29 protein-coding genes and 1 tRNA gene are annotated in these 25291 nt (G+C 63.6%); 8 read left to right on the forward strand and 22 right to left on the reverse strand.

Annotated features, from left to right (window positions below; translation table 11 throughout):
* The first annotated feature begins 119 nt into the window (after positions 1 to 119).
* The 5 genes from JG746_RS22660 (at position 120) to JG746_RS22680 (ending at position 4836) form a co-directional block, all read left to right on the forward strand.
* Positions 120 to 683 (forward strand): polysaccharide biosynthesis/export family protein, encoded by a 564-nt coding sequence (locus JG746_RS22660; RefSeq protein ID WP_202354753.1) that lies wholly within the window; start codon positions 120 to 122, stop codon positions 681 to 683.
* Between the two features lie 10 nt (positions 684 to 693).
* Entirely contained in the window at positions 694 to 1824 is a 1131-nt protein-coding gene (locus JG746_RS22665; protein WP_202354754.1) for a glycosyltransferase family 4 protein, read from the forward strand.
* 89 nt (positions 1825 to 1913) lie between these two features.
* Complete coding sequence (locus tag JG746_RS22670; RefSeq protein WP_202354755.1) at positions 1914 to 3449, forward strand: undecaprenyl-phosphate glucose phosphotransferase; 1536 nt, start codon at positions 1914 to 1916, stop codon at positions 3447 to 3449.
* Entirely contained in the window at positions 3446 to 4705 is a 1260-nt protein-coding gene (locus tag JG746_RS22675) for an O-antigen ligase family protein (protein ID WP_202354756.1), read from the forward strand. Before JG746_RS22670 ends, JG746_RS22675 begins: the two co-directional genes overlap by 4 nt.
* A gap of 54 nt (positions 4706 to 4759) precedes the next feature.
* Positions 4760 to 4836 (forward strand) — tRNA-Pro (locus JG746_RS22680).
* Between the two features lie 99 nt (positions 4837 to 4935).
* Here JG746_RS22680 and JG746_RS22685 read toward each other — a convergent pair.
* Positions 4936 to 5397, reverse strand: a complete 462-nt coding sequence (locus JG746_RS22685) for a YbaK/EbsC family protein (RefSeq protein ID WP_202354757.1) — start codon at positions 5395 to 5397, stop codon at positions 4936 to 4938.
* A 184-nt stretch (positions 5398 to 5581) separates the two neighbouring features.
* Positions 5582 to 5869 (reverse strand): helix-turn-helix domain-containing protein, encoded by a 288-nt coding sequence (locus JG746_RS22690; protein WP_202359440.1) that lies wholly within the window; start codon positions 5867 to 5869, stop codon positions 5582 to 5584.
* A 275-nt stretch (positions 5870 to 6144) separates the two neighbouring features.
* Between JG746_RS22690 and JG746_RS22695 the strand changes: the two genes are divergently transcribed.
* On the forward strand, positions 6145 to 6759 hold the full coding sequence (locus JG746_RS22695; RefSeq protein ID WP_202354758.1) for a hypothetical protein: 615 nt from the start codon (positions 6145 to 6147) through the stop codon (positions 6757 to 6759).
* A 161-nt stretch (positions 6760 to 6920) separates the two neighbouring features.
* Here the strand turns inward: JG746_RS22695 and JG746_RS22700 are convergent, their stop codons facing one another.
* Positions 6921 to 7373 (reverse strand): hypothetical protein, encoded by a 453-nt coding sequence (locus JG746_RS22700; protein WP_202354759.1) that lies wholly within the window; start codon positions 7371 to 7373, stop codon positions 6921 to 6923.
* Between the two features lie 310 nt (positions 7374 to 7683).
* On the opposite strand from JG746_RS22700, the gene JG746_RS22705 reads away from it, so the two are divergent.
* Positions 7684 to 7962, forward strand: a complete 279-nt coding sequence (locus JG746_RS22705) for a hypothetical protein (RefSeq protein ID WP_202354760.1) — start codon at positions 7684 to 7686, stop codon at positions 7960 to 7962.
* A gap of 92 nt (positions 7963 to 8054) precedes the next feature.
* On the opposite strand, the gene JG746_RS22710 is transcribed toward JG746_RS22705, so the two are convergent.
* From JG746_RS22710 to JG746_RS22740, 7 genes are all read right to left on the reverse strand, one after another.
* Positions 8055 to 8357 (reverse strand): hypothetical protein, encoded by a 303-nt coding sequence (locus JG746_RS22710; RefSeq protein WP_202354761.1) that lies wholly within the window; start codon positions 8355 to 8357, stop codon positions 8055 to 8057.
* Between the two features lie 91 nt (positions 8358 to 8448).
* Positions 8449 to 8988 carry a MerR family transcriptional regulator gene (locus JG746_RS22715; protein ID WP_027042329.1) on the reverse strand — a complete coding sequence of 180 codons (540 nt, stop codon included), beginning with the start codon at positions 8986 to 8988 and terminating at the stop codon, positions 8449 to 8451.
* A gap of 210 nt (positions 8989 to 9198) precedes the next feature.
* Entirely contained in the window at positions 9199 to 9522 is a 324-nt protein-coding gene (locus JG746_RS22720) for an integration host factor subunit alpha (protein WP_010915609.1), read from the reverse strand.
* A gap of 102 nt (positions 9523 to 9624) precedes the next feature.
* A complete protein-coding gene (locus JG746_RS22725; protein ID WP_202354762.1) occupies positions 9625 to 10596 on the reverse strand; it encodes a beta-ketoacyl-ACP synthase III in 972 nt (323 codons plus the stop codon).
* Between the two features lie 9 nt (positions 10597 to 10605).
* A complete protein-coding gene (gene plsX / locus JG746_RS22730; protein WP_202354763.1) occupies positions 10606 to 11676 on the reverse strand; it encodes a phosphate acyltransferase PlsX in 1071 nt (356 codons plus the stop codon).
* Positions 11677 to 11789: 113 nt separating this feature from the next.
* On the reverse strand, positions 11790 to 12338 hold the full coding sequence (locus JG746_RS22735; RefSeq protein ID WP_202354764.1) for a YceD family protein: 549 nt from the start codon (positions 12336 to 12338) through the stop codon (positions 11790 to 11792).
* Positions 12338 to 12883 (reverse strand): ubiquinol-cytochrome C chaperone family protein, encoded by a 546-nt coding sequence (locus JG746_RS22740; protein ID WP_202359441.1) that lies wholly within the window; start codon positions 12881 to 12883, stop codon positions 12338 to 12340. Before JG746_RS22740 ends, JG746_RS22735 begins: the two co-directional genes overlap by 1 nt.
* A 115-nt stretch (positions 12884 to 12998) precedes the next feature.
* On the opposite strand from JG746_RS22740, the gene JG746_RS22745 reads away from it, so the two are divergent.
* Positions 12999 to 13514 carry an outer membrane protein assembly factor BamE gene (locus tag JG746_RS22745; RefSeq protein ID WP_202354765.1) on the forward strand — a complete coding sequence of 172 codons (516 nt, stop codon included), beginning with the start codon at positions 12999 to 13001 and terminating at the stop codon, positions 13512 to 13514.
* A 189-nt stretch (positions 13515 to 13703) separates the two neighbouring features.
* Here JG746_RS22745 and JG746_RS22750 read toward each other — a convergent pair whose 3' ends face one another.
* The 12 genes from JG746_RS22750 to JG746_RS22805 form a co-directional block, all read right to left on the reverse strand.
* Positions 13704 to 15845 carry a sodium-translocating pyrophosphatase gene (locus JG746_RS22750; protein ID WP_202354766.1) on the reverse strand — a complete coding sequence of 714 codons (2142 nt, stop codon included), beginning with the start codon at positions 15843 to 15845 and terminating at the stop codon, positions 13704 to 13706.
* 263 nt (positions 15846 to 16108) lie between these two features.
* The gene (locus tag JG746_RS22755) at positions 16109 to 16858 is read right to left on the reverse strand and encodes an ABC transporter permease (protein ID WP_202354767.1); all 750 of its coding nucleotides are present in this window, start codon (positions 16856 to 16858) and stop codon (positions 16109 to 16111) included.
* Complete coding sequence (locus JG746_RS22760) at positions 16855 to 17793, reverse strand: ABC transporter ATP-binding protein (protein ID WP_202354768.1); 939 nt, start codon at positions 17791 to 17793, stop codon at positions 16855 to 16857. The genes JG746_RS22755 and JG746_RS22760 overlap by 4 nt, the downstream gene beginning before the upstream one ends.
* Complete coding sequence (locus JG746_RS22765; protein ID WP_202354769.1) at positions 17790 to 18989, reverse strand: ABC transporter permease; 1200 nt, start codon at positions 18987 to 18989, stop codon at positions 17790 to 17792. The genes JG746_RS22760 and JG746_RS22765 overlap by 4 nt, the downstream gene beginning before the upstream one ends.
* 19 nt (positions 18990 to 19008) lie before the next feature.
* Positions 19009 to 19920: a glycine betaine ABC transporter substrate-binding protein OsmF gene (gene osmF / locus JG746_RS22770; protein ID WP_202354770.1), complete on the reverse strand. Its 912-nt coding sequence runs from the start codon at positions 19918 to 19920 to the stop codon at positions 19009 to 19011.
* Positions 19921 to 20072: 152 nt separating this feature from the next.
* The gene (locus JG746_RS22775) at positions 20073 to 21317 is read right to left on the reverse strand and encodes an MFS transporter (protein ID WP_202354771.1); all 1245 of its coding nucleotides are present in this window, start codon (positions 21315 to 21317) and stop codon (positions 20073 to 20075) included.
* The gene (gene nusB, locus JG746_RS22780) at positions 21314 to 21814 is read right to left on the reverse strand and encodes a transcription antitermination factor NusB (protein WP_202354772.1); all 501 of its coding nucleotides are present in this window, start codon (positions 21812 to 21814) and stop codon (positions 21314 to 21316) included. The genes JG746_RS22775 and nusB overlap by 4 nt, the downstream gene beginning before the upstream one ends.
* A complete protein-coding gene (gene ribH / locus JG746_RS22785) occupies positions 21811 to 22305 on the reverse strand; it encodes a 6,7-dimethyl-8-ribityllumazine synthase (RefSeq protein WP_202354773.1) in 495 nt (164 codons plus the stop codon). Before ribH ends, nusB begins: the two co-directional genes overlap by 4 nt.
* A gap of 246 nt (positions 22306 to 22551) precedes the next feature.
* Positions 22552 to 23169, reverse strand: a complete 618-nt coding sequence (locus tag JG746_RS22790) for a riboflavin synthase (protein WP_202354774.1) — start codon at positions 23167 to 23169, stop codon at positions 22552 to 22554.
* Positions 23170 to 23236: 67 nt separating this feature from the next.
* Positions 23237 to 24367, reverse strand: a complete 1131-nt coding sequence (gene ribD, locus JG746_RS22795; protein WP_202354775.1) for a bifunctional diaminohydroxyphosphoribosylaminopyrimidine deaminase/5-amino-6-(5-phosphoribosylamino)uracil reductase RibD — start codon at positions 24365 to 24367, stop codon at positions 23237 to 23239.
* A gap of 2 nt (positions 24368 to 24369) precedes the next feature.
* Entirely contained in the window at positions 24370 to 24849 is a 480-nt protein-coding gene (nrdR, locus tag JG746_RS22800) for a transcriptional regulator NrdR (protein ID WP_013895995.1), read from the reverse strand.
* 95 nt (positions 24850 to 24944) lie between these two features.
* Positions 24945 to 25274, reverse strand: a complete 330-nt coding sequence (locus JG746_RS22805) for a GlpM family protein (protein WP_019857610.1) — start codon at positions 25272 to 25274, stop codon at positions 24945 to 24947.
* Positions 25275 to 25291: the final 17 nt, after the last annotated feature.

The raw sequence follows: 25291 nt of genomic DNA on the forward strand, positions 1-25291 counted from the left end.
CGCGCAGCGCTATCGACAGGCTCCTTTACCGGCCATTAACCCTAACAGGATGATAACGAACCCGATCCCTGATGTTTGCTGCGACGCTGCAGCGGCCAGACGAAGGTACGTATCCGGTCATGAAAAGCACTGCTTCCCTCTTTCACGCTCTGCTTGCCGTATCGATGCTCGCCGGCTGCTCCAGCTACCGCCCGACGCCGGCTGCCTTCCACGAGGTCCTCGACCAGCCTTACCGTCTTGGCGCCGGCGACCGCATCCGCGTCACCGTGTTCGAGCAGGAAGGCCTGACCAACACCTACAGCGTCGACCAGTCCGGCTACCTCTCCTTCCCGCTCGTCGGCGCCATTCCAGCGCGTGGCCACACCGCGCAGCAGATGGAAAAGGAGATCGCCGACAAATTGCGGCAAGGCTATCTGCGCGACCCCGACGTCTCGGTCGAGATCGATCGCTACCGGCCGATCTTCGTCATGGGCGAAGTGGGGGCTGCCGGCCAGTATTCCTACGTGCCCGGCCTGACCGTGCAGAAGGCCATCGCCATTGCCGGCGGCTTCTCGCCACGCGCCAACCAGGAAAGCGTCGACATCACCCGCGACATCAACGGCAAGGTGATGACCGGCCGCGTGGTGACATCCGATCCGCTGCTGCCCGGAGATACCGTCTACGTCCGCGAACGCCTGTTCTGACAGACACCACGTGGCGGACAAGCTCAGGATCGTCCACTGCTTTCGTTCACCGGTCGGAGGAATTTTCCGGCATGTGCGCGACCTGACCGAGGCGCAGGTCGCCGCCGGTCATGTGGTTGGCATCGTCTGCGATTCGACCACCGGCGGCGAATTCGAGGAGCGCTTGTTCGAGCAGATGAAGGACATGCTGGCGCTCGGCATCCATCGCACGCCGATGCAGCGCCATGTCGGCCCGGGCGATCTCGCCTCGGCCCGGCGCACCTACAGGATCATCAAGGAATTGCGGCCGGACGTGTTGCACGGGCACGGCGCCAAGGGTGGCGCCTATGCCCGTCTGTTCGGCTCATTGTTGCGGGTATCAAGGTCTCGCGTAGCCCGCCTTTATTCGCCGCATGGCGGCTCCCTCCACTATGACGAAACGACAGCCACGGGGAAGCTGTTCTTCGCACTGGAACGCTCCATGGCGCATTTCACCGATTGCCTGCTGTTCGTCTCGGACTACGAGCGGCGAACCTATCGCAGGAAGGTGGGCGAGCCGCCGATCCCGAACATGCTGGTCTACAACGGATTGCGCGCCGCCGAATTCGAGCCGGTGCTCATCGAACCCGACGCAGCGGATCTGCTCTATATCGGCATGATGCGGGATCTGAAGGGACCCGACATCTTCATCGACGCCCTGGCCGCCGCCGGCCCGCGGCTTGGCCGCCCGCTGAGCGCGGTGATGGTCGGCGACGGCGACGACCTGCCGCGCTACCACGCGCAGGTAAAGCGGCTGGGACTGCAAAGCCATGTCCGCTTCCTGTCGCCAATGCCGGCCAGGGAGGCCTTCGCGCTTGCCGAGCTGGTGGTCGTTCCATCCCGCGCCGAAGCCATGCCCTATATCGTGCTGGAGACCCTTGCAGCGGCAAGACCGATGATCGCCACCGCCGTCGGCGGCATACCGGAGATCTTCGGTTCCGGCTCCCCTGCCCTGATCCGTCCCGATGCGGCCGAACTCGCCGACAAGATGGGCGAGGCACTGGCCGACCTTGCCGCCTACGGCAGGCTGATGCCCTATGGCCCCGGCCTCAGGGCGCGCTTCGGCGCCGACGTCATGGCCGCCGAAATCGAGAAGGCCTATTTCGCCGCGCTCGGCAGGTAACGCCGGAGCCTTTCCAAAGCCACGCGTTGTTTCAAGGGTTTCTTAGCTCTCTTTTGCTAATCACCCTGGGGAAGCATGCGGACTGTTCCATGAATGAGATCGACCCCGCGCACCGCTTTTCACCCGAAGCGGTGCGTAAATTCGACGGCCCGACCGATGGCGATGTGCCCGGCGGCATGAACGACGTCGCCCGGCAGGTCGCGTCGCAGTACCGGCGCGATACGATGTCGCCGATCATGGTCAGCGGCGTTCTGCGCATGGTCGAATTCGGGGTGCTGTTCCTTTCGGGGCTCTGCGTCTATTTCTACTTTGTCGGTTTCTTCAACTATCTCGCCTGGCAATATCCGTTGACGATGGCCACCGCTTCGTTCCTCGCCGTGGTGCTGCTCGATGTCACCGACTGCTACCAGGTCGTCTCCCTGATGCGGCCGATCGCCAATTTCGGTCGCATCCTGCTGGCCTGGGCGGGCGCCTTCGCGCTGATGGCGTTGACGGCCTTCGCCACGAAGATGTCGGAAGATTATTCCAGGCTTCTGTTCGGCACCTGGTTCGTCATCGGCTTCGTCCTCCTCTTCAGCCTCAGGCTGGTGATGTCGAGGCTGATCCGGCGCTGGGCGCGCGATGGCCGCATGGAGCGGCGTGCCGTCATCGTCGGCGGCGGCAAGGCGGCGGAAATCCTGATCCGCTCTGTCGAAAAGCAGCCCTACAACGACATCCGCATCTGCGGCATCTTCGATGACCGCTCCGACAAGCGCTCGCCGCCGATCGTTGCCGGCTATCCCAAGCTAGGCACCATTTCAGAGCTGATCGAGTTCGCCCGCATCGCCCGCATCGACATGCTGATCGTGTCGCTGCCGCTGACAGCCGAAACGCGCGTGCTGCAATTGTTGAAGAAGCTGTGGGTGCTGCCGGTCGACATCCGGCTTTCGGCGCATTCCAACGCGCTGCAGTTCCGGCCGCGCGCCTATTCCTTCATCGGCTCGGTGCCGATGCTCGACATTTTCGACAAGCCGATCAACGACTGGGATTCGGTCGCCAAGCGCGCCTTCGACATCGTTTTCTCGCTGATCGGCATCATCGTCTTCTCGCCGGTGATGCTGGCGACCGCCATCGCCATAAAACTCGACAGCAAGGGACCGGTGCTGTTCAAGCAGAAGCGGCACGGCTTCAACAACGAGATCATCGAGGTCTACAAGTTCCGCTCGATGTACACCGACCGGTCGGATCCGACGGCCAAGCAGACGGTGACCAAGAACGATCCGCGCGTCACCCGCGTCGGCCGCTTCATCCGCAAGACCTCGATCGACGAACTGCCGCAATTCGTCAATTCGCTGCTGGGCTCGCTGTCGCTGATCGGCCCGCGTCCGCATGCCATCGCCGCGCAGTCGCACAACCTGCTCTACAACGAGGTGGTCGACGGCTATTTCGCCCGCCACAAGGTCAAGCCCGGCGTCACCGGCTGGGCGCAGATCAACGGCTGGCGCGGCGAGATGGACACCAACGAGAAGATCCGCATGCGGACGGAGTACGACCTCTACTACATCGAGAACTGGTCGCTGCTGTTCGATCTCAGGATCCTGTTCCTGACGCCGATCCGGTTGCTCAACACGGAAAACGCCTATTGAGCGCGATTTCCCATGAGCTACCGCGGGCCGCGGTCAACGCCAAGCTGATAGCCCTGATTTCCTCCAGTGCGGTGGTGGTCGGCATCCTTCTGTCCGGCTTCGTCATCAGCGAGCCGGCGCCTTATGAAATCTACATGGCCGGGCTGATCGCCATCTGGGCGCTCTTCGGCCCGCGGATTTCGCGCGCGGCCATGCCGCTGCTGGTGCTGCTGGTGACGATGAACATCGGCGGCATGATCTCCATGACGCAGATGGCGGACCTCGCCTTCACGCCGCTTTATCTCAGCGTGTCGCTGTTTCTGGCCTTCAGCGCGGTGTTCTTCGCCTCAGTGACAGCCACGCAGCCGGGCCTCTACCGGCTGATCTTCAATGCCTATGTCGTTTCGGCGGTGGCGACCTCGCTGCTTGGCATAGCAGGCTATTTCCATGCCTTCCCCGGCGCCGAAATGTTCACCAAATACGACCGGGCCGCCGGCGCCTTCCAGGACCCGAACGTTTTCGGGCCGTTCCTGGTGCTGCCCGGCATCTACCTGCTCTACCTGATCCTGACAGGTTCGATCGCGCGCATGCCACTGCTGGCGGTGCCTTTGCTGATCATCACATTGGGCATTTTCTTCTCTTTCTCGCGCGGCGCCTGGGGCATGTTCGCCGTCTCGACCGTGCTGCTCACCGGCTGCCTGTTCCTGCAGAGCGCCAGCGGCAAGTTCCGGCTGCGCGTGGTGGTCATGACCATTGCCGCGCTGTCATTGCTGACGATCGCCATCATCGTCATCCTGCAGTTGCCCGGCGTGTCGGAGATGTTCTCCAGCCGCGCGCATCTCGAACAGAGCTATGACACCGCCCGCCTCGGCCGCTTCGCCCGCTATGCAATCGGCTTCCAGATGGCGATGGAGCGTCCATTCGGTATAGGTCCGCTGGTCTTCGGCAAGATGTTCGGCGAGGACACGCACGACATCTGGCTGAAAATGCTGATGGACTATGGCTGGCTCGGCTTCGTGTCGTTCCTGACGCTCGTTGTCTGGACCATTGTGGCCGGGTTCCGCATCCTGCTGCGCGACCGGCCGTGGCAGCCTTATCTGTTGTGCGCCTATGTCGCCTTCATCGGCAATATCGGCCTCGGCACCTTCATCGACATCGACCACTGGCGCCACATGTATCTGCTGCTCGGCCTAGTCTGGGGCGCGATTGCGCTGGAATACCGTCATCAGCGGCAGTTGCGGCCGGCATTTCCAGGCGTGTCGGCGATCGCGCGATAAACACCGAATTTCGGTTGACCCGGGCGGGGTTATCACGATACATCGCGACCGGTCCGGAGTGTAGCGCAGCCCGGTAGCGCACTTGACTGGGGGTCAAGGGGTCGTCGGTTCGAATCCGGCCACTCCGACCATTTTAAGCAAGGACTTGCCCCCGAAGTCCGCCTTAGCCAAATCAGACAATCCGCGAATCGCGCCCGGCATTGCTGGTCTCAGTGCCGGGATTCCGGCCTCTAACCTTGGCACACATCCACCCACTCAGCGCCGACAAGCTCAGCCATCCGCTGCGGCGCGATCCGCACCGCCGCGTTGGTGGCGCCTGCCGCGGGCACGACCTCGTCGAACTCGCGCAGCGTCACGTCGCAGTAGACCGGCAGCGGTGACGGCAAGCCAAACGGGCAGACGCCGCCGACCGGATGGCTGGTGGCGGCGACCACTTCCTCCGCATCCAGCATACGCGGCTTGCCGCCGAACTGGTCCTTGAACTTGCGGTTGTCCAGTCTTGCGATGCCGCTGGTGACGACCAGCATGGTGCGTTCGCCGACGCGCAGGCAGATGGTCTTGGCGATCTGCGCCGGAAGCACGCCATGCGCCTCCGCCGCCAGCGTCACCGTCGCCGAACTCGCTTGCGTGACGATGACCTCGATATCGGGCGCATGGGCGGCGAAGAAGGCGCGGACGGTTTCCAGGCTCATATCGAAAAAACCATGGTTCAACCTCGAGACACGGCAGGCGTGATTGGCGCGGATTTGGATGCCGCAGCTATAAACACGCGCGATTTGTAAATCGGCAAGCCCGGCTTGCCGGAGAACGCCATCGCATCAACAAGAAACCCGCCAGGCAGGCCTTGGCGGGTTCACTTGCATGCCTGATTCTGGCCTATGCCAGGGGTCGGCCTTGCGCGGCCGGTTTCGGCGCGGCGGAGGAAGCGATGAGAGCGTCCTGGGGCAGGCGAAGCGCGGACGCAATACGACGCAGCTTCGACGGATCGGCCGCCCGGCCGTTTTCGATGTCCTCGATCTCGCCGACCGAGAGGCCGCAAGTCAGCGAAAGCTCTTCCACGCTGTATCCGCGGGTTTCCCGCATGGCTCTGAGGGTGGTGTAATCCGGCCCGATCTCACTGGCTAACGGTTCGGAGAGGGCATGGCTTTTTGCATTGTTGGGCATTGGCAACTCCGCTGGCTGAAAGAGTTTGATCAAAAATGGAGTGTTGCCTGAGACGAGCAGGAACATGCCCGCTCGCCGGCGATTTGCCAAGAGCCAAAGGCCGTCACGCTATCGTGAACCGAGTGCCCGCGAGGCGGTCTCACGCATGCCATCAAGTTCTTTTGAACACCCGGCACCTTTTTGCCCGAAGGTTCAGGCCCACCTGTTCGTTGTTCTGATGCGCCGGCGTGAAAACCATCCGGTCCCAGCCGGCCCGTTCCCAGAAGGATCCTGCAATGAACTTCAAGACACTCATGGTCGTGCTTGGCGCGATCTCCAGCCTTTCCATTGCCGCCGTGGGCGGTGCCCAGGCGGCGGACGCGCTTCGCGTGCGCGGCACGGTGGTCAGTTTCGAGCCATCGCAGCTCACCGTCAAAACCCGCCAGGGCGATACGTCAGCGATCAAGCTCAACACCGGCTGGAAGATATCGGGCGTCGCCAGCGCCTCGCAAAAGGACATCAAGCAGGGCGACTTCCTCGGCATCGCTTCCGTCTCGAAGGCGGATGGCGGCAGCGGCGCGCTGGAAGTGGTGATCTTCCCCGCCGCCCTGAAAGGCACCGGCGAGGGCGACCGCCCCTGGGACCTGCAGCCGAACAGCCGCATGACCAACGGCACCGTGGCCGACGTCACCGACATAAGCGGGCGCGCCGTGACGCTGACCTACGACAACGGGCAGACCAAGAAGATTTCGATCCCCGACAGCACGCCCGTCGTGACCTTCGCCCCGGCCACGCCGGCCGATCTCAAGCCGGGTGCAACTGTCTTCGTCAACGCCCAGCGCGAGGCTGACGGGACACTGAGTTCCAGCCGCGTCGTGGTGGGAAACAATGGCGTGATCCCGCCGATGTAGCCAAACTAGCGGCAACAGCCGGCTTTTCGGCCTTCACAATGAAGTGTTGGGAAGCCGGCTCTCCGGAAACACCCCGGAAACAAAATTCTACAATCGGGAAATACTGACGAAAAAAATCAGGAGCGTAATTCCATTCGCGGCGATCGGGCCATGACCCGATTTTAAGATCCGCCGGCGAAAGAAGGAAACGATCCATGAAGAAGTCCCTCCTCTCGGCCCTCGGGCTTGCAGTTGCACTCGCTTTCACGGCGCCGGTCATCGGCGCGACGAGCGCCGATGCGGCCCCGATGGCAAAGCATCATCGTCATCACCGCGTCCATCATCATCATGTTCGTCATCACCGCGTTCACCACCACGTTCATCACCGCCACCACGTGAAGAAGGCCTACTAAGTACGAACTTCCAAGGAGAAGACCCGCCTTGGCTCCTTGTTCAAGGCAGGTCTTCTCCTGGTGTGGAGCGCCAAGCCGGGCGCGAGGCGTTCGCGAACAGGGCCAGCTATTCCGATGACGGCCAAGCCCGATATCGCCTGAACAGACCGCATTGTCCTGTCGGTCGCGCGATTGCAGCCCACGCCGCCCCTTGTCGCGCGATTTTTCCTGAAGCTGGGCCATCTTCCCAATCCCGCCGCGCCCGTGCGCTCACCATGAGCCGCGCCACCTGCCCCGAGATCGCCATGCCGGAACGCCCTGGTGCGGCCGCGGCGCTGCCGACACCCCCTGCGGGGTTGCTGACCGGTCGCGGTAAGGCCAAACCATGGCTGCGCGGGATGACAGGGCATGGCTGATATCGCCGGCTCGCAATGCCCCGGCCCGAGGGCGCGCATTTTTTTCGCGCCCGCATGAACCTTTCCTTCTCGGACCTCACTAAGCCTGCATGGACGCCAGCAAGGCGATCCCCAATCCAACGGAAGGACATGCAGAAATGACCAACATCTCGAACTTCAAGCGCCTCTCGCTCGCCGCCGCCGTCGCCATTTCGGCGATCGGCTCGATGTCGATGACGAATTCGGCTTTCGCCAACGGCACGCACCCCACCGGTGACGGCGGCGCGGTCTGCAAGGGCGCAGGCCACTGTCTGGTCCTCTCGATCGAGTGCAAGGGCACCTATACGGACGCCACCGACAAGAATGGCACGGTCTATGGCAAATGCAGCCAGACCGCGCAGGTTTCGCCGCAGGGCAAGATCAAGCTCGCGAAATAACCACCGGACAGCAACGGAAATGGCGGCTCGCCCTTCGGGGTCGCCGCCATTTTTCTTGATTGAGTTCCTCGTCTTATGATCGAGAGGGCTTCTCAGCGCCTGCTGAACAGCAGGCTGGCGACAAGGCCGAGCACCACAAGGCCTACTGCTGCGGCCGCCGCCGGATGGTCGCGCGCCGATTTCTCGATCACCCTGCCTTGTCTACGGATTGCCGGCATCGCATCGCGAAGACGACCCGCAAGATCGGAATATGTGTCGAGCGCGGCATCGCGGCCGTCTTCGTAGTAAGCGCCACCCCGCCTCGACACCGCTCTGCGCAACGCCGCGAGTTCCGTCGAGAGGGCCGCGACCTGCTTTTCGAGGTCGATGTCCGAAAGGGTCGAAAATGATGCCATCATGCGTTTCCTTAGTCTTGCAGAAGGAAACGTAACGCCTCACCCCATGGCGGGTTCCGGTCTCGAGGCTTCAAAGTGCGTCTTGCCGCGCTCAGCGCACCTGGTCAAGCAGGCGCTTGCATTCCAGGAGGTCGAACAGCGCCTCCTGCAGCAGAGCGCGATTGTCGCGCGAGAGTTTCGACGCGTCCGGCTGAACCGGACCTTCCTCGTCGCTCTTGCCCAGGCCAAAAAAGCGGCGGCTGGGCTTGACCCTTGGCTGGCCAACCAGCTCATCATCACCGCCGCGCGGCTGCGCCGCCGGCGTCAGCGGCACTTGGTCGGCCTGCTTTCGTTGCGAGATCGCCTCTACGGCGGCCATGTCGCCATTGCCGATGGCAACCAGGAAATGATTGCCGTTCTCGCGCAGCAGCTTCTGCACGCCCTTGATCGTGTAGCCCTGGTCGTAGAGCATGTGGCGGATGCCCTTGATCAGTTCGACATCCTGCGGCCGGTAATAGCGGCGGCCGCCGCCGCGCTTCATCGGCTTGATCTGGTTGAAGCGTGTCTCCCAGAAGCGCAGCACATGCTGTGGCAGGTCGAGGTCTTCGGCGACCTCGCTGATGGTGCGGAAGGCGTCAGGGCTCTTGTCCATGGGCGAAATCCTCACGCTGGAGCGTGATCCGGAACGGTCTTCAGCGAGATCATGCTCACAAAGAGAAGCTCATTCCATTTGCGCGGAATGGATCATACGCGGAACACCAATCCGGCCATGCTGCCGAATCGGGCCTTATTTCAGCGGTTTGTGAAGCAATATTCAAGCCCGGCGTGATGGCGGGGCCGGTTTTCAACCGTACAATGAAGGCTATTTGCCACCCTTGGCCTTGCTGTTCTGGTGCGAGCGCAAAATGCGGTTCTTCAGCACGTTGGACGATTTGAACGTCATCACCCGGCGCGGCAGGATCGGCACCTCTTCGCCGGTCTTGGGATTGCGCCCGATGCGCTCGTTCTTGGAGCGGACATGGAACGTCGCGAAAGACGACAGCTTTACCGTCTCGCCACGCACGATGGCTTCGCAGATTTCGTCCAGCACGGCTTCGACCAGTTCGGCGGATTCAGTGCGCGACAGGCCGACCTTTCGGTAGACAGCCTCCGCCAGGTCGGCACGCGTAAGTGTCTTTCCCCCCATGCGACCGTCCCATCAGTTCAAAACGTAAAATCGGCACAACAACGGCAGAGCCTAAGTAATTGATCCGGCAAGGTCAAGGACCGAAACCGAGCCGTTTGGCACTTACCAGCGAACCAGAACGGCGCCCCAGGTGAAGCCGCCGCCCATCGCTTCCAGGAGGACGAGGTCGCCCTTCTTGATGCGGCCATCGGCAACGGCCACCGACAGTGCCAGCGGCACGGAAGCAGCCGAGGTGTTACCGTGCAAATCGACCGTAACCACCACCTTTTGCTCTGCTATCCCGAGCTTCTTGGCGGATGCGTCAATAATTCGTTTATTGGCCTGGTGCGGCACGAACCAGTCGAGGTCATCGGCCGTTATGCCGGCGGCCGAGAAGGTCGCCTCGATGACGTCGGTGATCATGCCGACCGCATGCTTGAAGACTTCGCGGCCTTCCATCCTGAGATGACCGACCGTTCCCGTGGTCGACGGCCCGCCGTCGACGAAAAGCTTGTCCTTGTGCACGCCGTCGGAGCGCAAGCTGGCGGCCAGGACACCGTGGTCGGCAATCGTGCCGGCCCCCTCGCCCGCCTCCAGGACAAGTGCGCCGGCGCCATCGCCGAACAGCACACAGGTCGAGCGGTCGCTCCAGTCGAGAATGCGCGAGAATGTTTCCGAACCGATCACCAGCACACGTTTGGCCAGGCCGCCGCGAATGTAGAGGTCGGCTGTCGTCACCGCATAGACAAAGCCCGAGCACACAGCCTGCATGTCGAAGGCAAAGCCGTGATGCATGCCGAGCCGGTTCTGGATCTCGACCGCAGTGGCCGGAAATGTGTTGTTGGGCGTCGACGTCGCCAGCACGATCAGGTCGATGTCGTCCGGCGTCAGCCCGGCATTGGCAAGCGCGGCGCGGGCCGCGGCCTCTCCGAGCGAAGCCGTCGTCTCGTCGTCGGCCGCGATATGGCGCTGGCGGATGCCGGTACGCTGGGCGATCCACTCATCCGATGTCTCAACCATGCCCTCGAAATCGGCATTCTTCATGATGCGGCGGGGCAGCGCGGCGCCCGTGCCGCGCACGACTGATCTGATCAAAGTTCTTTCCTATTCCTTCGCGTCGGTAACGACGTCGGATTTCCGGGATGACAGGGCATGCGGGTTGCGCGCATGAAACAGGTCCAGGTCGGCTTCGATGCGGTCGAGCAGATTGTTGCGCACCATGTCGTAGCCGAGCTCGATCGCCGCGGCAAAACCATCGGAATCGGCACCACCATGGCTTTTGACCACAATGCCGTTCAGCCCCAGGAAGACGCCGCCATTGGAGCGGCCGACATCCATCTTTTCGCGCAGGCGATCAAACGCGCCCTTGGCGAAGACATAGCCGATCTTGGCCATCAGCGTGCGGCTCATCGCGGCGCGCAGATAACCTGCGATCTGGCGCGCGGTGCCTTCCGCGGTCTTCAACGCGATGTTGCCGGCGAAGCCTTCCGTCACCACCACGTCGACCGTGCCCTTGCCGATATCGTCGCCTTCGACGAAGCCATGATAGTTCATCGAGGCCATGTTGGCCTCGCGCAGCATGCGCCCTGCCTCCTTGACCTCTTCCTGGCCCTTGATCTCTTCGACGCCGACATTGAGCAGGCCGACGGTGGGCCGGGCGACACCGAATACGGAGCGCGCCATGCCGGTGCCCAGAATGGCAAAATCAATGAGCTGGTGCGCATCGGCGCCAATGGTGGCGCCGACGTCCAGAACCACGCTTTCGCCGCGCAATGTCGGCCACAATGCCGCGATCGCCGGGCGATCGATGGTGGCCATGGTGCGCAGGCAGAATTTCGACATCGCCATCAGGGCGCCGGTGTTGCCGGCAGAGATGCAGGCATCCGCGGCGCCCGACTTGACCGCTTCGACCGCCTTCCACATCGACGACTTCCACCGGCCGTGGCGCAAGGCCTGGCTGGGTTTGTCGTCCATCCTGACCGCGACCTCGCAATGGAAGAATTCGCTCACCTCGGCCAATTTGGGGAACTTGGCCAGTTCGGGGCGCACAAGCTCCTCACGCCCGTAGATGACGAAGCGGATGTCGGGACGGCGAGTCGCGACCGTCATGAGCGCCGGAATGACCACGGCTGGTCCGTGATCGCCGCCCATGGCATCGATGGAAATCCTGATCACGCGGTATTCATCTCACGGTTATGCGGCAGGTCGCTTTAGTGATCGCGAAGGTTCGGCGAAAATAGCGGTTTTGGGTTTTCACACAACCGACTTTTCCGTCGCGGGCGAGGTTTTCAGGATTTTCCCAGCAGGGATCGCAGTTTTTGCTGAAATTCATTCTCCACCGCATTGGTCTCACCGCCTGTGTCCAGCGACGCGCCCGGCTTGCGCGGATAGGGGTCGATCGCCAATGCGAAGAACTGTTCGGCAAGGGCCCCGACATCGATGGTGTCGCCGGAGAAGGTTTCGGGACTGTCGGGGCCGTCCGCATCGAGCAGGATCTCGCCGCCGCCTTCAAACCCCTGCCGTCCAAGCTTGGAATCCTCCGGCAGCAGCAGCGCCTCGACCGGCTCGTCGATATGCGCCGCGACAGGATCGAGCGTGACGATGCAGGCCTGCGTAATATCGGCCTCGACACGGCCGCTGACCTTGACGCCATTGCGCTTCCAGGAGGCCACGAGAAGTTCGGCGCGATAGGCTTCGACCGACAGCAGCCCGTGTTCCTCGGCGAGCGCCGCACGCTGGGCGGCGTCGGCCTCGATCACCACCGGCAGGCCCTTTTGCGGCAGACGGGCGACGTTCGCGAAAAAGGAAACCGGGCTTCGCGGATCAGCATGTTTCATCAAGCACCTCCCTTGGCGAGCGGAAACACCGCCGTGCCGGAAACGATCGATTCGGACGGCTGCGCGGCCAGCTGCCGGCAGGCGTCGGCGACATAATCGGCCAATTGCGACGCCTCCGACCATGTGCCGGCATCGGGCCGGACATTGCGGGCAAGTGCCGCGGTCAGCCCGTCGCGATCGTTTCTTTCCAGCGCATCATCATAGGCGGCGGTGCGACCATAGAACATCTTCGCCAGTTTTTTCATGCGCTTGGGCACGCCGACATCGCCAATGCCCAGCTCCCGCAGCGAATGATCGACGTCGAGAAAGAACTCGTCGATCAGCACCTGAGCGATCTCCTGCGCCACGCCGCCCTCGCCACGCAAGCGGTGCTGGAACAGGAACATATGCAGCGAAAGCATCTCGAAACGGCCGAGCGGCGTGTCCGGCACATTCCAGTGGGAATAAAATACAGTCTGCCGCGCCGCCGCCACGATTTGTGCGTAAAGCGCGTCCGTGATGGCGCGGTTGGCGTGGCGTTCGCGACCAAAAAGGCGCTGGAACATGGGGATGGTCTCCCGGGGACCGTTTGTTGAATTGGCCTTGTTGCATCGGCAGGCAAGCTGGTTTACCGGTTTTGCGGCCCAGCGCAAGTTGCGGCGATATAATGGAGAATTGTTGTTGCGCGCGCTGAATTTCAAGTCGACCTTCTCGTCCAGGCCTGCCGGCGCGATCTCGCTGCTGCTCGTCGTTTCGGCGCTTTCGGCCTGTCACACCAACAAGATGATCGGCGACCTCAATCCGAGCGAGACGTTCACGCAAGGTTATGTCTACGACCAGCAGGCCGTCGATTCGGTGCCGGTCGGTTCCAGCCGCGAGCAGGTGCTTCTGGCGCTTGGCACGCCGTCGACCACGGCGACCTTCGACAACGAGGCGTTTTACTACATTACGCAAACGCGCAAGCGCTATGTCGCCTTCGACAAGCCCAGGCTCGTCGACCAGAAGGTTCTCGCGGTCTATTTCGGCGCTGATGGCCGCGTCACCCAGATCGCCAATTACGGCATGAAGGACGGCAAGATCTTCGACTTCATCTCGCGCACCACGCCGACTGGCGGCAAGGACCAGAACTTCCTCAGCCAGATCATCAACGGCGCCAGCAAGCTGGCGCCCGGCATCCCCGGCGGCGGCACTCCCTGATCATCAGATCCTGCTTCCCCCTGGGAAGCTGCACCATCTCAGGCGACCAAAAGCCCGTGGGAGCGATCTCACGGGTTTTTGTTTGGCCAAGGCGAGCGCGGCTTGCCAGCAATGGAGCGAGCCCCGGAGCCAAACAAAAAACCCGCGGGGATTGCTCCCCGCAGGCTTTGTCTAACGGCCAGGCTGCGTTCAGCCGTGCGCGAGCACGGCCAGCAGCAGGAGCGCGACGATGTTGGTGATCTTGATCGCCGGATTGACGGCCGGGCCGGCGGTGTCCTTGTAGGGATCGCCGACCGTGTCGCCCGTCACCGAGGCCTTGTGCGCCTCGGAGCCCTTCAGGTGCTTGACGCCGTCCTTGTCGACGAAACCGTCCTCGAACGATTTCTTGGCGTTGTCCCATGCGCCGCCGCCCGAGGTCATCGAGATGGCGACGAACAGGCCGTTGACAATGACGCCGAGCAGCGAGGCGCCGAGGGCCGCGAAGGCCGAAGCCTTCGAACCCGAGATCAGCAGCACGCCGAAATAGACGACGAGCGGCGCCAGCACCGGCAGCAGCGACGGGATGATCATTTCCCGGATCGCCGCCTTGGTCAGGAGATCGACCGCGCGTGCATAGTTCGGCTTGGAGGTGCCCGCCATGATGCCCGGATCTTCGCGGAACTGTTTGCGCACCTCCTCGACGATGGCGCCCGCCGCACGGCCGACGGCCGTCATGGCGATGCCGCCGAACAGATAGGGGATCAGGCCGCCGAAGATCAGGCCGGCGACGACGTAAGGGTTGGAGAGATCGAAGGAGATCTCGCCCATGCCCTGGAAGTAGGGGTATTTGTCGCCATTGGCGGCAAAGAACTTCAAGTCGTTCGAATAGGCGGCGAACAGCACCAGCGCGCCGAGGCCGGCCGAACCGATGGCATAGCCCTTGGTCACGGCTTTCGTGGTGTTGCCGACAGCGTCGAGCGCGTCGGTGGAGTGGCGCACTTCCTTGGGCAGGCCGGCCATTTCGGCAATGCCGCCGGCATTGTCGGTGACAGGGCCGAAGGCGTCGAGCGCGACGATCATGCCGGCAAGGCCAAGCATCGTCGTCACCGCGATCGCCGTGCCGTAAAGGCCGGCGAGCTGGTAGGTCGAGATGATGCCGCCGACGATGACGATGGCCGGCAACGCCGTCGATTCCAGCGAGACCGCGAGGCCCTGGATGACGTTGGTGCCATGGCCGGTCACCGATGCCTGGGCGATCGAGTTGACCGGGCGCTTGTTGGTGCCGGTGTAGTACTCGGTGATCACCACGATCAAACCCGTCACCACCAGGCCGATCAGGCCGCAGATGAAGAGGTTCTTGCCGGTGATGATCATGCCGGCGACGGTGCCGACCTCGCCCCAGCCGAGCGTTGCCGAGGTGGCGACGGCAAGGCCGACGATCGACAGCAGCCCGGTCACGATCAGGCCCTTGTAGAGCGCGCCCATGATCGAGCCGTTGGAGCCGAGCTTGACGAAGAAGGTGCCGACGATCGAGGTCAGGATGCAGGCGCCGCAGATGGCCAGCGGATAGAGCATCGCGGTCTGTAGAACGGCGGTGCCGCCGAAGAAGATGGCACCGAGAACCATGGTGGCGACAACCGTCACCGCATAGGTCTCGAACAGATCGGCGGCCATGCCGGCGCAGTCACCGACATTGTCGCCGACATTGTCGGCGATGGTGGCCGGGTTGCGCGGATCGTCCTCGGGAATGCCGGCTTCGACCTTGCCGACCAGATCGCCGCCGACATCGGCGCCCTTGGTGAAGATGCCGCCGCCGAGACGGGCGAAGATGGAGATCAGCGAGGCGCCGAAGCCGAGCGAGACCAGCGAGTCGATGACGATGCGGTCATTGGGCTGCAGGCCCATGGGCCCGGTCAGGATAAGGTAGTAGATCGAGACGCCGAGCAGCGCCAGGCCGGCCACCAGCATGCCGGTGATGGCGCCCGACTTGAAGGCGATGTCGAGACCGGCGGCGAGGCTGTTGGAGGCTGCCTGTGCCGTGCGCACGTTGGCACGCACCGAAACATGCATGCCGATGAAGCCGGCAGCGCCCGACAGGACGGCACCGATCAGGAAGCCGATCGCGGCGGTGATCGACAGCAGCCACCAGGCGAGCAAAAGCACGACCACGCCGACGATGGCGATGGTGGTGTACTGGCGCGCCAGGTAGGCTTGCGCGCCTTCGCGGATGGCGGCGGAGATTTCCTGCATGCGTGCATTGCCCTGATCGGACGCAAGGACCGATCGTGTCGCCCAGATGGCGTAAAGGACAGAAAGCAGGCCGCAGGCGATGACGGCGTAAAGTATGGTCATTGCCAAATTTTCCTCGATTGTTGGCCCAAATGAACCCCTCCCTGGGCCGTTGAGACAAAGACCGGAATCCGCGCACGGAATCCACCTCTTCGCATCGGTGTATGCGAAACAGGGCTCGGAACGTCAAGATATTGTTCAGTTTTTGCCCGGCTTTCGCCCAAAAGACAAAAGCCGAGACGACCCTGCCGGCACGGCCCTTCATTTAGATCGATTGAAATGACGCAAGGGGATCATGCCGACACGACCATCAGCGTCGTAAAAGACTACTCCGCCTCACGTCCCATCCGCCTCGCCGCATAGCGCTCGACCGCCGACAATCCGTCATAGATCAGCACGGCAAGGGCCGCCACGATAAGGCCGCCCTGCAGGATGAAAGCCAGATTGTTGGACAAGAGACCGGCGATGATCACCTCGCCCAGCGTCTTGGCGGCGACCGTCGAGCCGATGGTGGCGGTGGCCAGGCTGATCACCACCGAGAGCCTGATGCCGCCAAGGATGATCGGCGCGCTGAGCGGCAGTTCGACCTTGGTGAGCCTTTGCCAGCCAGTCATGCCGGCGCCGCGCGCCGCCTCGACGACATTGGCCGGCAGCGTCGTCAGCCCGGTCAGCGCATTCTCGAAGATCGGCAACAGGCCATAGAGAAACAGCGCGATCAGCGTCGGCTTCTCACCGAAACCGACGGCCGGAACCGCGAGCGCCAGCACCGCCACCGGCGGGAAAGTCTGGCCGATATTGACCAGGCTGCGCGACAGCGGCAGGAATTCGGCGCCAGCCGGCCTGGTGACAAGGATGGCCAGGGCCACCGCAACGATGGTGGCGGCGACGGTAGCGACCAGCACGGTGCGCAGATGCAGCAGCGTCAGCGTCAGCAGGCTGCCCTGATTGTAGATCACCGGCGCGTTGTTTTCGGTCAGCGGCTTGAGCAGCGGCTCGAACCAGCCGGGATTGGTGAGGAAGGCCACGAGCAACATCACCAGCGCAAGCCTGAGCAGCAAGGGCAGCCAGGCTTTCATGCCGGCCTCGCTGCCCGCTTGACCAGCCCGTCCACCGTGACGCGGCCGAGCGGCTTGCCGTCGGCACCTTGGACCGGCAGCGCCGGCCGGCCCGACCACAGGAGCTCGGCCAGCGCATCGCGCTGGCTGGCATCGCCGGGAATGGCTTCGCCCTCGGCGGTGCCGTTCTCCACCGCGTCGCGCACCCGCCCGAGCGACAATAGCCTGAATGGCCTTTCACTGGCGCCGACCAGGGTCTCGACGAAGCTGCTCGCCGGATTTGCCAGGATCTCGGCAGGCTTGGCGTATTGCACGAGCTTGCCTGCATCCATGACGGCGATCTTGTCGCCCATGTGCACGGCCTCTTCCATGTCGTGGGTGACGAGGATGATGGTGGTGCCGAAACGCTTCTGGATCGCCAGCAGATCCTCCTGCGCCTTGGTGCGGATGATCGGATCGAGCGCGCCGAACGGTTCATCCATCAGCAGCACATTCGGTTCGGCGGCGAGCGCGCGGGCCACGCCGACGCGCTGCTGCTGGCCACCGGACAGTTCGTGCGGATAGCGCGGTCCGAATTCCCGGGGATCGAGCTGGTAGAGCGTCATCAGTTCATCGACGCGGGCCTTGATGCGATCCTTGTCCCAGCCAAGCAGCACCGGCACGGTGGCGATGTTCTGCGCCACGGTGCGGTGCGGGAACAGGCCGTGGCCCTGGATGGCGTAGCCGATGCTGCGGCGCAGTTCGTAGCCGGGCACAGAACGATTGTCGGCGCCATCGAGCTTGATGATGCCTGATGTCGGCTCGACCAGCCGGTTGATCATGCGCAGCAGCGTCGTCTTACCGGACCCCGAGGTGCCGACGATGACGGCGATCGTACGCGGCTCGATGACCATCGAGACGTCATCGACAACCGTTGTCGCGTCATAGCGCTTGGTAATGCCTTCGATCTCGATCATGCCGTTTCAACCCTGCGCCTGGTGGCGGTCATTTCGATCACTGCGTCGAGGATGATAGCGGCGGCGAAGGCCAGCGCCACGGTCGGCACGGCGCCGAGCAGCACCAGGTCCATCGCCGTCTGGCCAACGCCCTGGAAGACGAACACGCCGAAGCCGCCGCCGCCGATGAGCGCGGCGATGGTGGCAAGGCCGATGTTCTGCACCAGCACGATGCGGATGCCGGTCAGGATCACCGGAAAGGCCAGCGGGAACTCGACGCCGAACAGGCGCTGGCGGTCGGTCATGCCCATGCCGCGCGCTGCGTCGTTGGCCGCACGCGGCACACCGGCGAGCCCAACGACGGTGTTGGCCACCACCGGCAGCAGCGAATAGAGGAACAGCGCGACGAAGGCGGGTGCCGTGCCGATGCCGCGAATGCCGAGCGCGGCCGCCCCCGGCACATGCGCGGCGACCCAGCCGAGCGGCGCGATCAGCAGACCGAACAGCGCGATCGAAGGAATGGTCTGGATGATGTTGAGCACATTGAGCACGCCGGCGCGCAGCCTTTCGACACGATGGCACAGTATGCCGAGCGGCAGGCCGACGATGACCGCCGCAAATAGCGAGCCGAGCGCCAGCGTCACGTGCTTGGAGCCCTCGGCCCAGAAACTGTCGGCGCGGTTGGCGTATTCCTTCAGGATGGAAAGGTCGTTCCAGGCTCCCGACACCAAGAGCAGGCCGATGGCCACGGCGGCAACTACCAGCACGCCGACACGGGCCAATGGCGACAAATTCAGGCGCGTCAGCACGTCCGCCAGCAAAAGCGTGAAGGCGAAGATGAGTATCCAGAAACCGGAGGCCGGCGATACTCTGGCAAAGGTGTTGCCGGCCGGTGTGAGGAATGTGCCGGCGACGCCGACGAGGAGCACGAGCGCGGCAAGCGCGACCAGACCGGCGGCGAGGCGCAGCACGAGCGGTGTCCTGAACAGCGCTATGAGCGCGGCCACGACCACGATTGCCAGAAGCAACGGCCCGGCGGTTGCCGGAAGCGCCTCGAGAATCGAGCGCGCCTGGCCCGGAACGATGCGGTTGGCGCGGAACGTGGCGAAGGGAGCGAGGAACGCCGCATAGGCCGCGATCGCGGCGATGACCACGCCGAGCTTGTCGAAACGGATATTCACGCCCTCCCCCGTTGGTCGTTCCGGCGCGCCACGCATGCGGCGCGCCGGAAGCTTCCTATTTCAGGAAGCCGTTCTTCTTCAGGAAGTCCTCGGCGACGCCCTTGACCGGCTCGCCCCCGACCTGCACGCGGCCGTTCAGCTCCTGCAGCGTGACGAGATCGAGCTTGGCGAAGACCGGCTTCAGCAGCGTCTCGATCTCCGGGTGCTGCTTGAGCACGGATTCGCGGATGATCGGCGCCGGCTGGTAGACCGGCTGCACGCCCTTGTCGTCCTCGAGCACGACCAGGCCGGACGGCGCGATGCCGCCATCGGTGCCGTAGACCATGGCGGCATTGGCGCCGCTGGTCTGGTTGGCGGCCGCGGCGATGGTCGCCGCCGTGTCGCCGCCCGAGAGCGTGATCAGCTGATCCGGCTTCAGTGTGAAGCCGTAGGTGGTCTGGAAGGCCGGAAGGGCGGCCGCCGAATTGACGAACTCGGCGGAAGCGGCGAGCACCACCTTGCCGCCGCCGGCGACGTATTTGCCGAAGTCCGACAGCGTGACGAGCTTGTTCGCGTCCGTCACTTCCTTGCGCAGGGCGATCGCCCAGGTGTTGTTGGCCGGCGCCGGCGACAGCCAGACGATCTTGTTGGCATCATAGTCGAGCTTCTTGGCCGTCTCATAGGCCTTGGCGGCGTCCTTCCAGACCGGGTCATCGGCCTTCTCGAAGAAGAAGGCGGCGTTGCCGGTGTATTCGGGATAGATGTCGATCTCGCCGGCGGTGATCGCCTTGCGCACCACCGGCGTGCCGCCGAGCTGGATGCGATCCGATGTCTTGATGTTGTTGGCGTTGAGAACGAGCTGGATGATGTTGCCGAGCACGCCACCCTCGGTATCGATCTTCGAGGAGACGACCACCTGAGCACTGGCGGAAGCTGCCGTGACGGCCAGCGCCAATGCCGCGCCGGCGAAAACCTTGACTGAAAACATCGTGAAAATCCCTTGCTGTGAACCGGAATGCGGCGGCCGCATATGAGCATGGCTTCAACGGCCAGTCGGGGCACACGGTTTCATAACAATAGGTGCAGACGCAATAATTTTGTTTCAGATCGGCAAATTCAACCGAAGCAATCCTGACAGCATCATGTCAGGTCGGCATCGACCAGGGGATCAGGTACTGATTTACGCGAAGCGGTCAACTTGAGCGCGCCAAGTGCCACGAAGCACAGGACGGTGACCGGGAAGACCATCCAGTTCAGCATCTCCCAGCCCCAGGCGTTGTAGACCATGCCCGACAGCAGCGACGCGCAAGCGACGGAGCCGAACAGGACGAAGTCGTGGAAACCTTGCACCTTGCCCTTTTCCGACGGCCGGTAGCTGGCCGCCACCATGGCGGTGGCGCCGATGAAGCCGAAATTCCAGCCGAGGCCGAGCAGGATCAGGGACGTCCAGAATTGCCACAGCGCAAGGCCCGACAAGGCGACAATGGCGCAGCCGATGAGCAGGACCAGGCCGATGGCGACGATGCGCTCGGCGCCGAAGCGATGGATCAGCGAGCCGGTGAAGAAGCTCGGCGCGAACATCGCCATGACGTGCCAGGAAATGCCCAGCGTCGCGTCGTCCTCCGACAGGCCGCAGCCGACCATGGCCAGCGGCGCGCCGGTCATGACGAAGCTCATCAGCGCATAGCTGCCGACAGCGCAAAACAGCGCGGCGACGAAGCGCGGCTTGGTGACGATTTCGGCCAGGGGCCTGGCATCGCCGTCGGAAACGTCAACCTTGCTCGGCGTCTTCGCCGGCAGGCGCAGAAACGACAGGATGACAGCGCCCACCGCCGCCAGCGGCAGGATGGAGGCGAACGAGCCGGCAAACATCACCGGTGCGAACAGTTCCCGGGTGAAGATGACGATCTGCGGCCCGAGGATGGCGGTGATGATGCCGCCGGCCAGCACGAAGGAAATGGCGCGCGCCTTGAACTCCGGCGGCGCGTTGTCGGCGGCGGCGAAGCGGAACTGCTGGACGAAGGCGCCACCGATGCCGATCACCAGCAGCGCGAACGCGAACAGCCAGAAACTGCCGTGGAAGAGCGCCAGTGTGGCAAGCAGGCCGCCAAGCGCGGTGACGACGGTTCCGGTCATGAAGCCGCCGCGCTGGCCCAGCCGGCGAATGATGGCCGCGGCAGGCAAGGCTCCGAGCGCGACACCGATGTTGAAGCCGGTGATCGGCGCCGTCGCCAGCGATTTGTCGGCGCCTAGCAGATATTGTCCCGCCAGCGCGCCCATGGAAATGGCGATGGGCGCCGCGGAGCCGATGATCGCCTGCGAGACGGCGAGGATCAGCGCGGTGCGCCGCGCCTCCCTGCTCGTCTCGATGGCGATTGATGTCACGATGCGTCCTTGCCGCGCCCCTCGCCACGCACCCGGCGTGACACGCGGTCGAGCACGGCATTGACCAGCTTCGGCTCGTCTTCCTCGTAGAAGGCCTTGGCGATGTCGACATATTCCGAAACGATGACCGCCACCGGAACGTCGTCGCGCTTCATCAATTCATAGACGCCGGCGCGCAGGATGGCGCGCAGCGTCGAATCGAGCCGCGACAGCGGCCAGTCATCGGTCAGCGCCTGGCGGATGACCGGATCGATGGTCTTCTGGTCCTCGACGACGCCGGTCAGGATGGCGCGGAACCATTGGGCATCCGCCTCGCGATAGAGCGCGCCGTCGACTTCCTTGCCAAGCCGGAACGCCTCATATTCGGCGGTGATTTCGAAGACGCCACTACCGGCGACATCCATCTGATAGAGCGCCTGCACGGCGGCCAGACGCGCCGCGCCGCGCTTGTTGGCATGGCGCACGGCGGGCTGTCCGGGCGAAGCGGGTTCGCTCACGAGCGCGCCCCCAATTGTTCCTTGAGCGCAATCATGGTCAGCGCCGCGCGCGCGGCAAATCCGCCCTTGTCGCCTTCCGAGCGCTTGGCCCGCGTCCAGGCCTGGGCATCGTTTTCGGTGGTGAGGATGCCGTTGCCGATACAGACCGAGTCCTGCACGGACAGGTCCATCAGCGCGCGGCTGGATTCATTGGCGACGATGTCGAAGTGATAGGTGTCGCCGCGGATGATGGTGCCGAGCGCAACGAAGCCATCATAACTCGTGCCGCCTTCCGCCGCGCCGTCCAGCGCGAATGTGATCACTGCGGGAATTTCGAGCGAACCTGGAACGGTGACGACGTCGTAGGTCGCGCCCGCTTCCTCGAGCGCGCTCGTCGCGCCGTCGAGCAGCGCGTCGGCAAGGTCGTCGTGAAAGCGCGCTTCGACAATCAGCAGATGCGCCTTCGCCTTCGGACGAATGAAGGCTTTGCCGTGTTGGGATGTGCCTGCCATAAAAATCTCCGGGGGGTTGCCGGTGACTTAGGCCGAAGCCGGATTGATCGCAAGCGGAAGATTGAGGGAGGTGCGTTAGGCCTATCGTCTCTTTGGGGACGGCGCCAAGACCGGGCAGTTCGTACCAACGCTTTCAGCCCAGGCAACAACGGCTTCGTGATCCACCACACGGCCGGCATCTACATCCGCCAAAGCTTCCCGAGTGAGCCGCTCTTGCTCTTTGGAATTCCCGCTTTCCGTCACAGGCTATAGCCCCTCTTTCGCCGCTTCCGCCAGCCGCGCGGCGTAGCGGGCCATGGTGTCGATCTCGAGATTGACGCGATCGCCGGCCTTGCGTTCGCCCCAGGTGGTGACGGTCAGCGAGTGGTGGATCAACAGCACGTCGAAGCGGACGCCCTCAACCTTGTTGACGGTGAGCGACGTGCCGTCGAGCGCGACGGAGCCCTTTGGTGCGATGAATTTCGCCAGATGGCGCGGCGCCTCCAGCGTGAAGCGCACCGCGTCGCCCTCGTCCTTGCGTTCGACGATCTCGGCCATCCCGTCGACATGGCCAGACACGATGTGGCCGCCGAGTTCGTCACCGATCTTCAGCGCCCGCTCAAGATTGACCTTGCTGCCGGATTTCCAGCCCGAAGCCGTGGTCAGCCGCAAGGCCTCTTCCCATGCCTCGACCTCGAACCAGCGCGCGTTCGAGCCATGTTCGGGCAAAGCCGTGACCGTCAGGCAGACGCCGCCGCAGGAGATCGAGGCGCCGATGGCGATGGTTTCGGGGTCATAGGCGGTGTCGATGCGCAGACCGACGCCTTCGCTGAGCGGCTTGACGGCGGCGACGGTGCCGATATCGGTGACAATTCCGGTGAACATGACGCTATCTTCCCGTTTTGACCATGACCTTGTCCGAAAACCGGGTCCCACTTTTCGGGATCATGGTCTAGAGGTCTCTTACCCATTCGGCGTAGCTGTCCTCGCCGAAGCGCATTTCGCGCAGTTTGCGGAAGCCTGCCGGGATATGGTCGGCATCGACCGGCGATGCAATGCCATCCTCGCCAATCGCCTCCGGCCCCTGGAACAAGACGATGCGGTCGACCAGCTCTTCGTCCAGGAATGCCCTGGCGACCTGGGCGCCGCCCTCGACCAGCACGCTTGCCATGCCTAGCGCCGCCAGGTCTTCCAGCAGTTCCGGCAAGGCGACGACGCCGTCATGCGTTTCGGTGCCGATGAAGCGCACGCCGGCGCGTTCGAGTGCGGCGCGACGGTGCGGATCGGCTTCAAGACAGGAAGCGACATAAAGCGGAACGCGGTCGACACCGGAAACAAGCTTCGAGGCTTCCGGGAGCCGTATCTGGCGATCGAGGATGATGCGCGCCGGCGAACGGTTTTCCAGCCCCGGCAACCGCACGGTCAGCGCCGGATCATCCTCCAGCGCCGTGCCGATGCCGATCAGGATGGCATCCGACTCCGCGCGCATCAGATAGACGTCACGGCGCGCGATCTCACCGGTGATCGCAACCTGGCCGGCGCCTTTCCTGCCGATCTTGCCGTCGCTCGAAAGTGCAAGCTTCAGCGTCACTTCCGGGCGTTTTCGCAGGGATCGAATCAAATAGCCCGCCATCTGCTCGGCGGCTTCCGTGGCCAGCACCTTCTCGACCACCTCGATGCCGGCGGCGCGCAGGATGGCGTAGCCCTTGCCTGAAACGCGCGGATCCGGATCGCTGGCAGCCCCCACGACGCGCGCAATACCGGCGTTGACCAGCGCGTTGGCGCAAGGCGGGGTGCGGCCGTGATGGGCGCAAGGTTCAAGCGTGACATAGGCGGTGGCACCACGCGCCAGTTCGCCGGCCTCGGCCAGCGCCTCTGTCTCGGCATGCGGCCGGCCGCCGACGGCGGTGACACCGGTGCCGACGATCATCGGCCCGGCGCCGTCATCGCGCACGATCAGCGTGCCCACGGAAGGATTGGTGGAGGTGCGGCCGGCATTCCTGCGCGAAAGCCGCAGGGCGGCGGCCATGAAACGACGATCAAGGGCCGCTTGTTCGGCCTCGCTCCGTTGCGATGCTGCCATGCTCAGCCGGCTTCCTCTTCACTCTTGTCTTCGTCGCCCTTCAACTCGCCCAGCAATTCGTGGAAATCCTTGGCCTCGCGGAAATTGCGGTAGACCGAAGCAAAGCGGACATAGGCGACGTCATCGAGCGATTTCAGCGCCTCCATGACCAGCCGGCCGACTTCGCCGGAGGCCACTTCCGTCTCGCCGGAGCTTTCGAGCTGACGCACGATGCCGGTCACCGCGCGGTCGATGCGTTCGGGGTCGACATTGCGCTTGCGCACAGCGATCTCGACCGAGCGCAGCAGCTTGTCTCGGTCGAACGGCACTTTGCGGCCCGACTTCTTGACCACGACCAGATCGCGCAATTGCACGCGCTCGAACGTGGTGAAGCGGCCGCCGCAATCGGGGCAGACACGGCGCCTGCGGATCGCCGCGCCATCCTCGGCGGGGCGCGAATCCTTCACCTGCGTATCTTCGGACTGGCAATAGGGACAGCGCATGGAGAGCCTTGGGTTCGCGAATCTGGTGAGGCGGAAGGCTTAGAGCCTTTCCGGCCGGGATTGAAGCCGTTCCGTCTCGTCAACGGACTGCAGCATCAGAGATAGCGAGGCGCGAGGAAGATTGCCAGCGCGGCAACCAGCCAGACAGCGATGCCGCCGGCAACGGCCAGCCGATAGTCGACCTTGTCGATGAACAGCCAGCAGGCGCCGAGGAAGGCGAGATAGGCGGGAATTGTCTTCATTCCGGCAAGGCAGGCATCGCGGAAACCGCCCGGATCGCCCTTGGCGCCGACGGCGAGCAAGGCAATGACGGCAAAGGTGGGCGCCAGCGGCAGGATACCTGGCAGGACATTGCCGCGCTTGGACGCCCAGACGATCAGCGCAGTCACCAGCCCGCCGACCACACCCTTCCAGACAATATCCATCCGCGGGCTCCTACTGC

The sequence above is a fragment of the Mesorhizobium sp. 113-3-3 genome (assembly GCF_016756495.1).
In the GTDB taxonomy this organism is placed as follows: domain Bacteria; phylum Pseudomonadota; class Alphaproteobacteria; order Rhizobiales; family Rhizobiaceae; genus Mesorhizobium.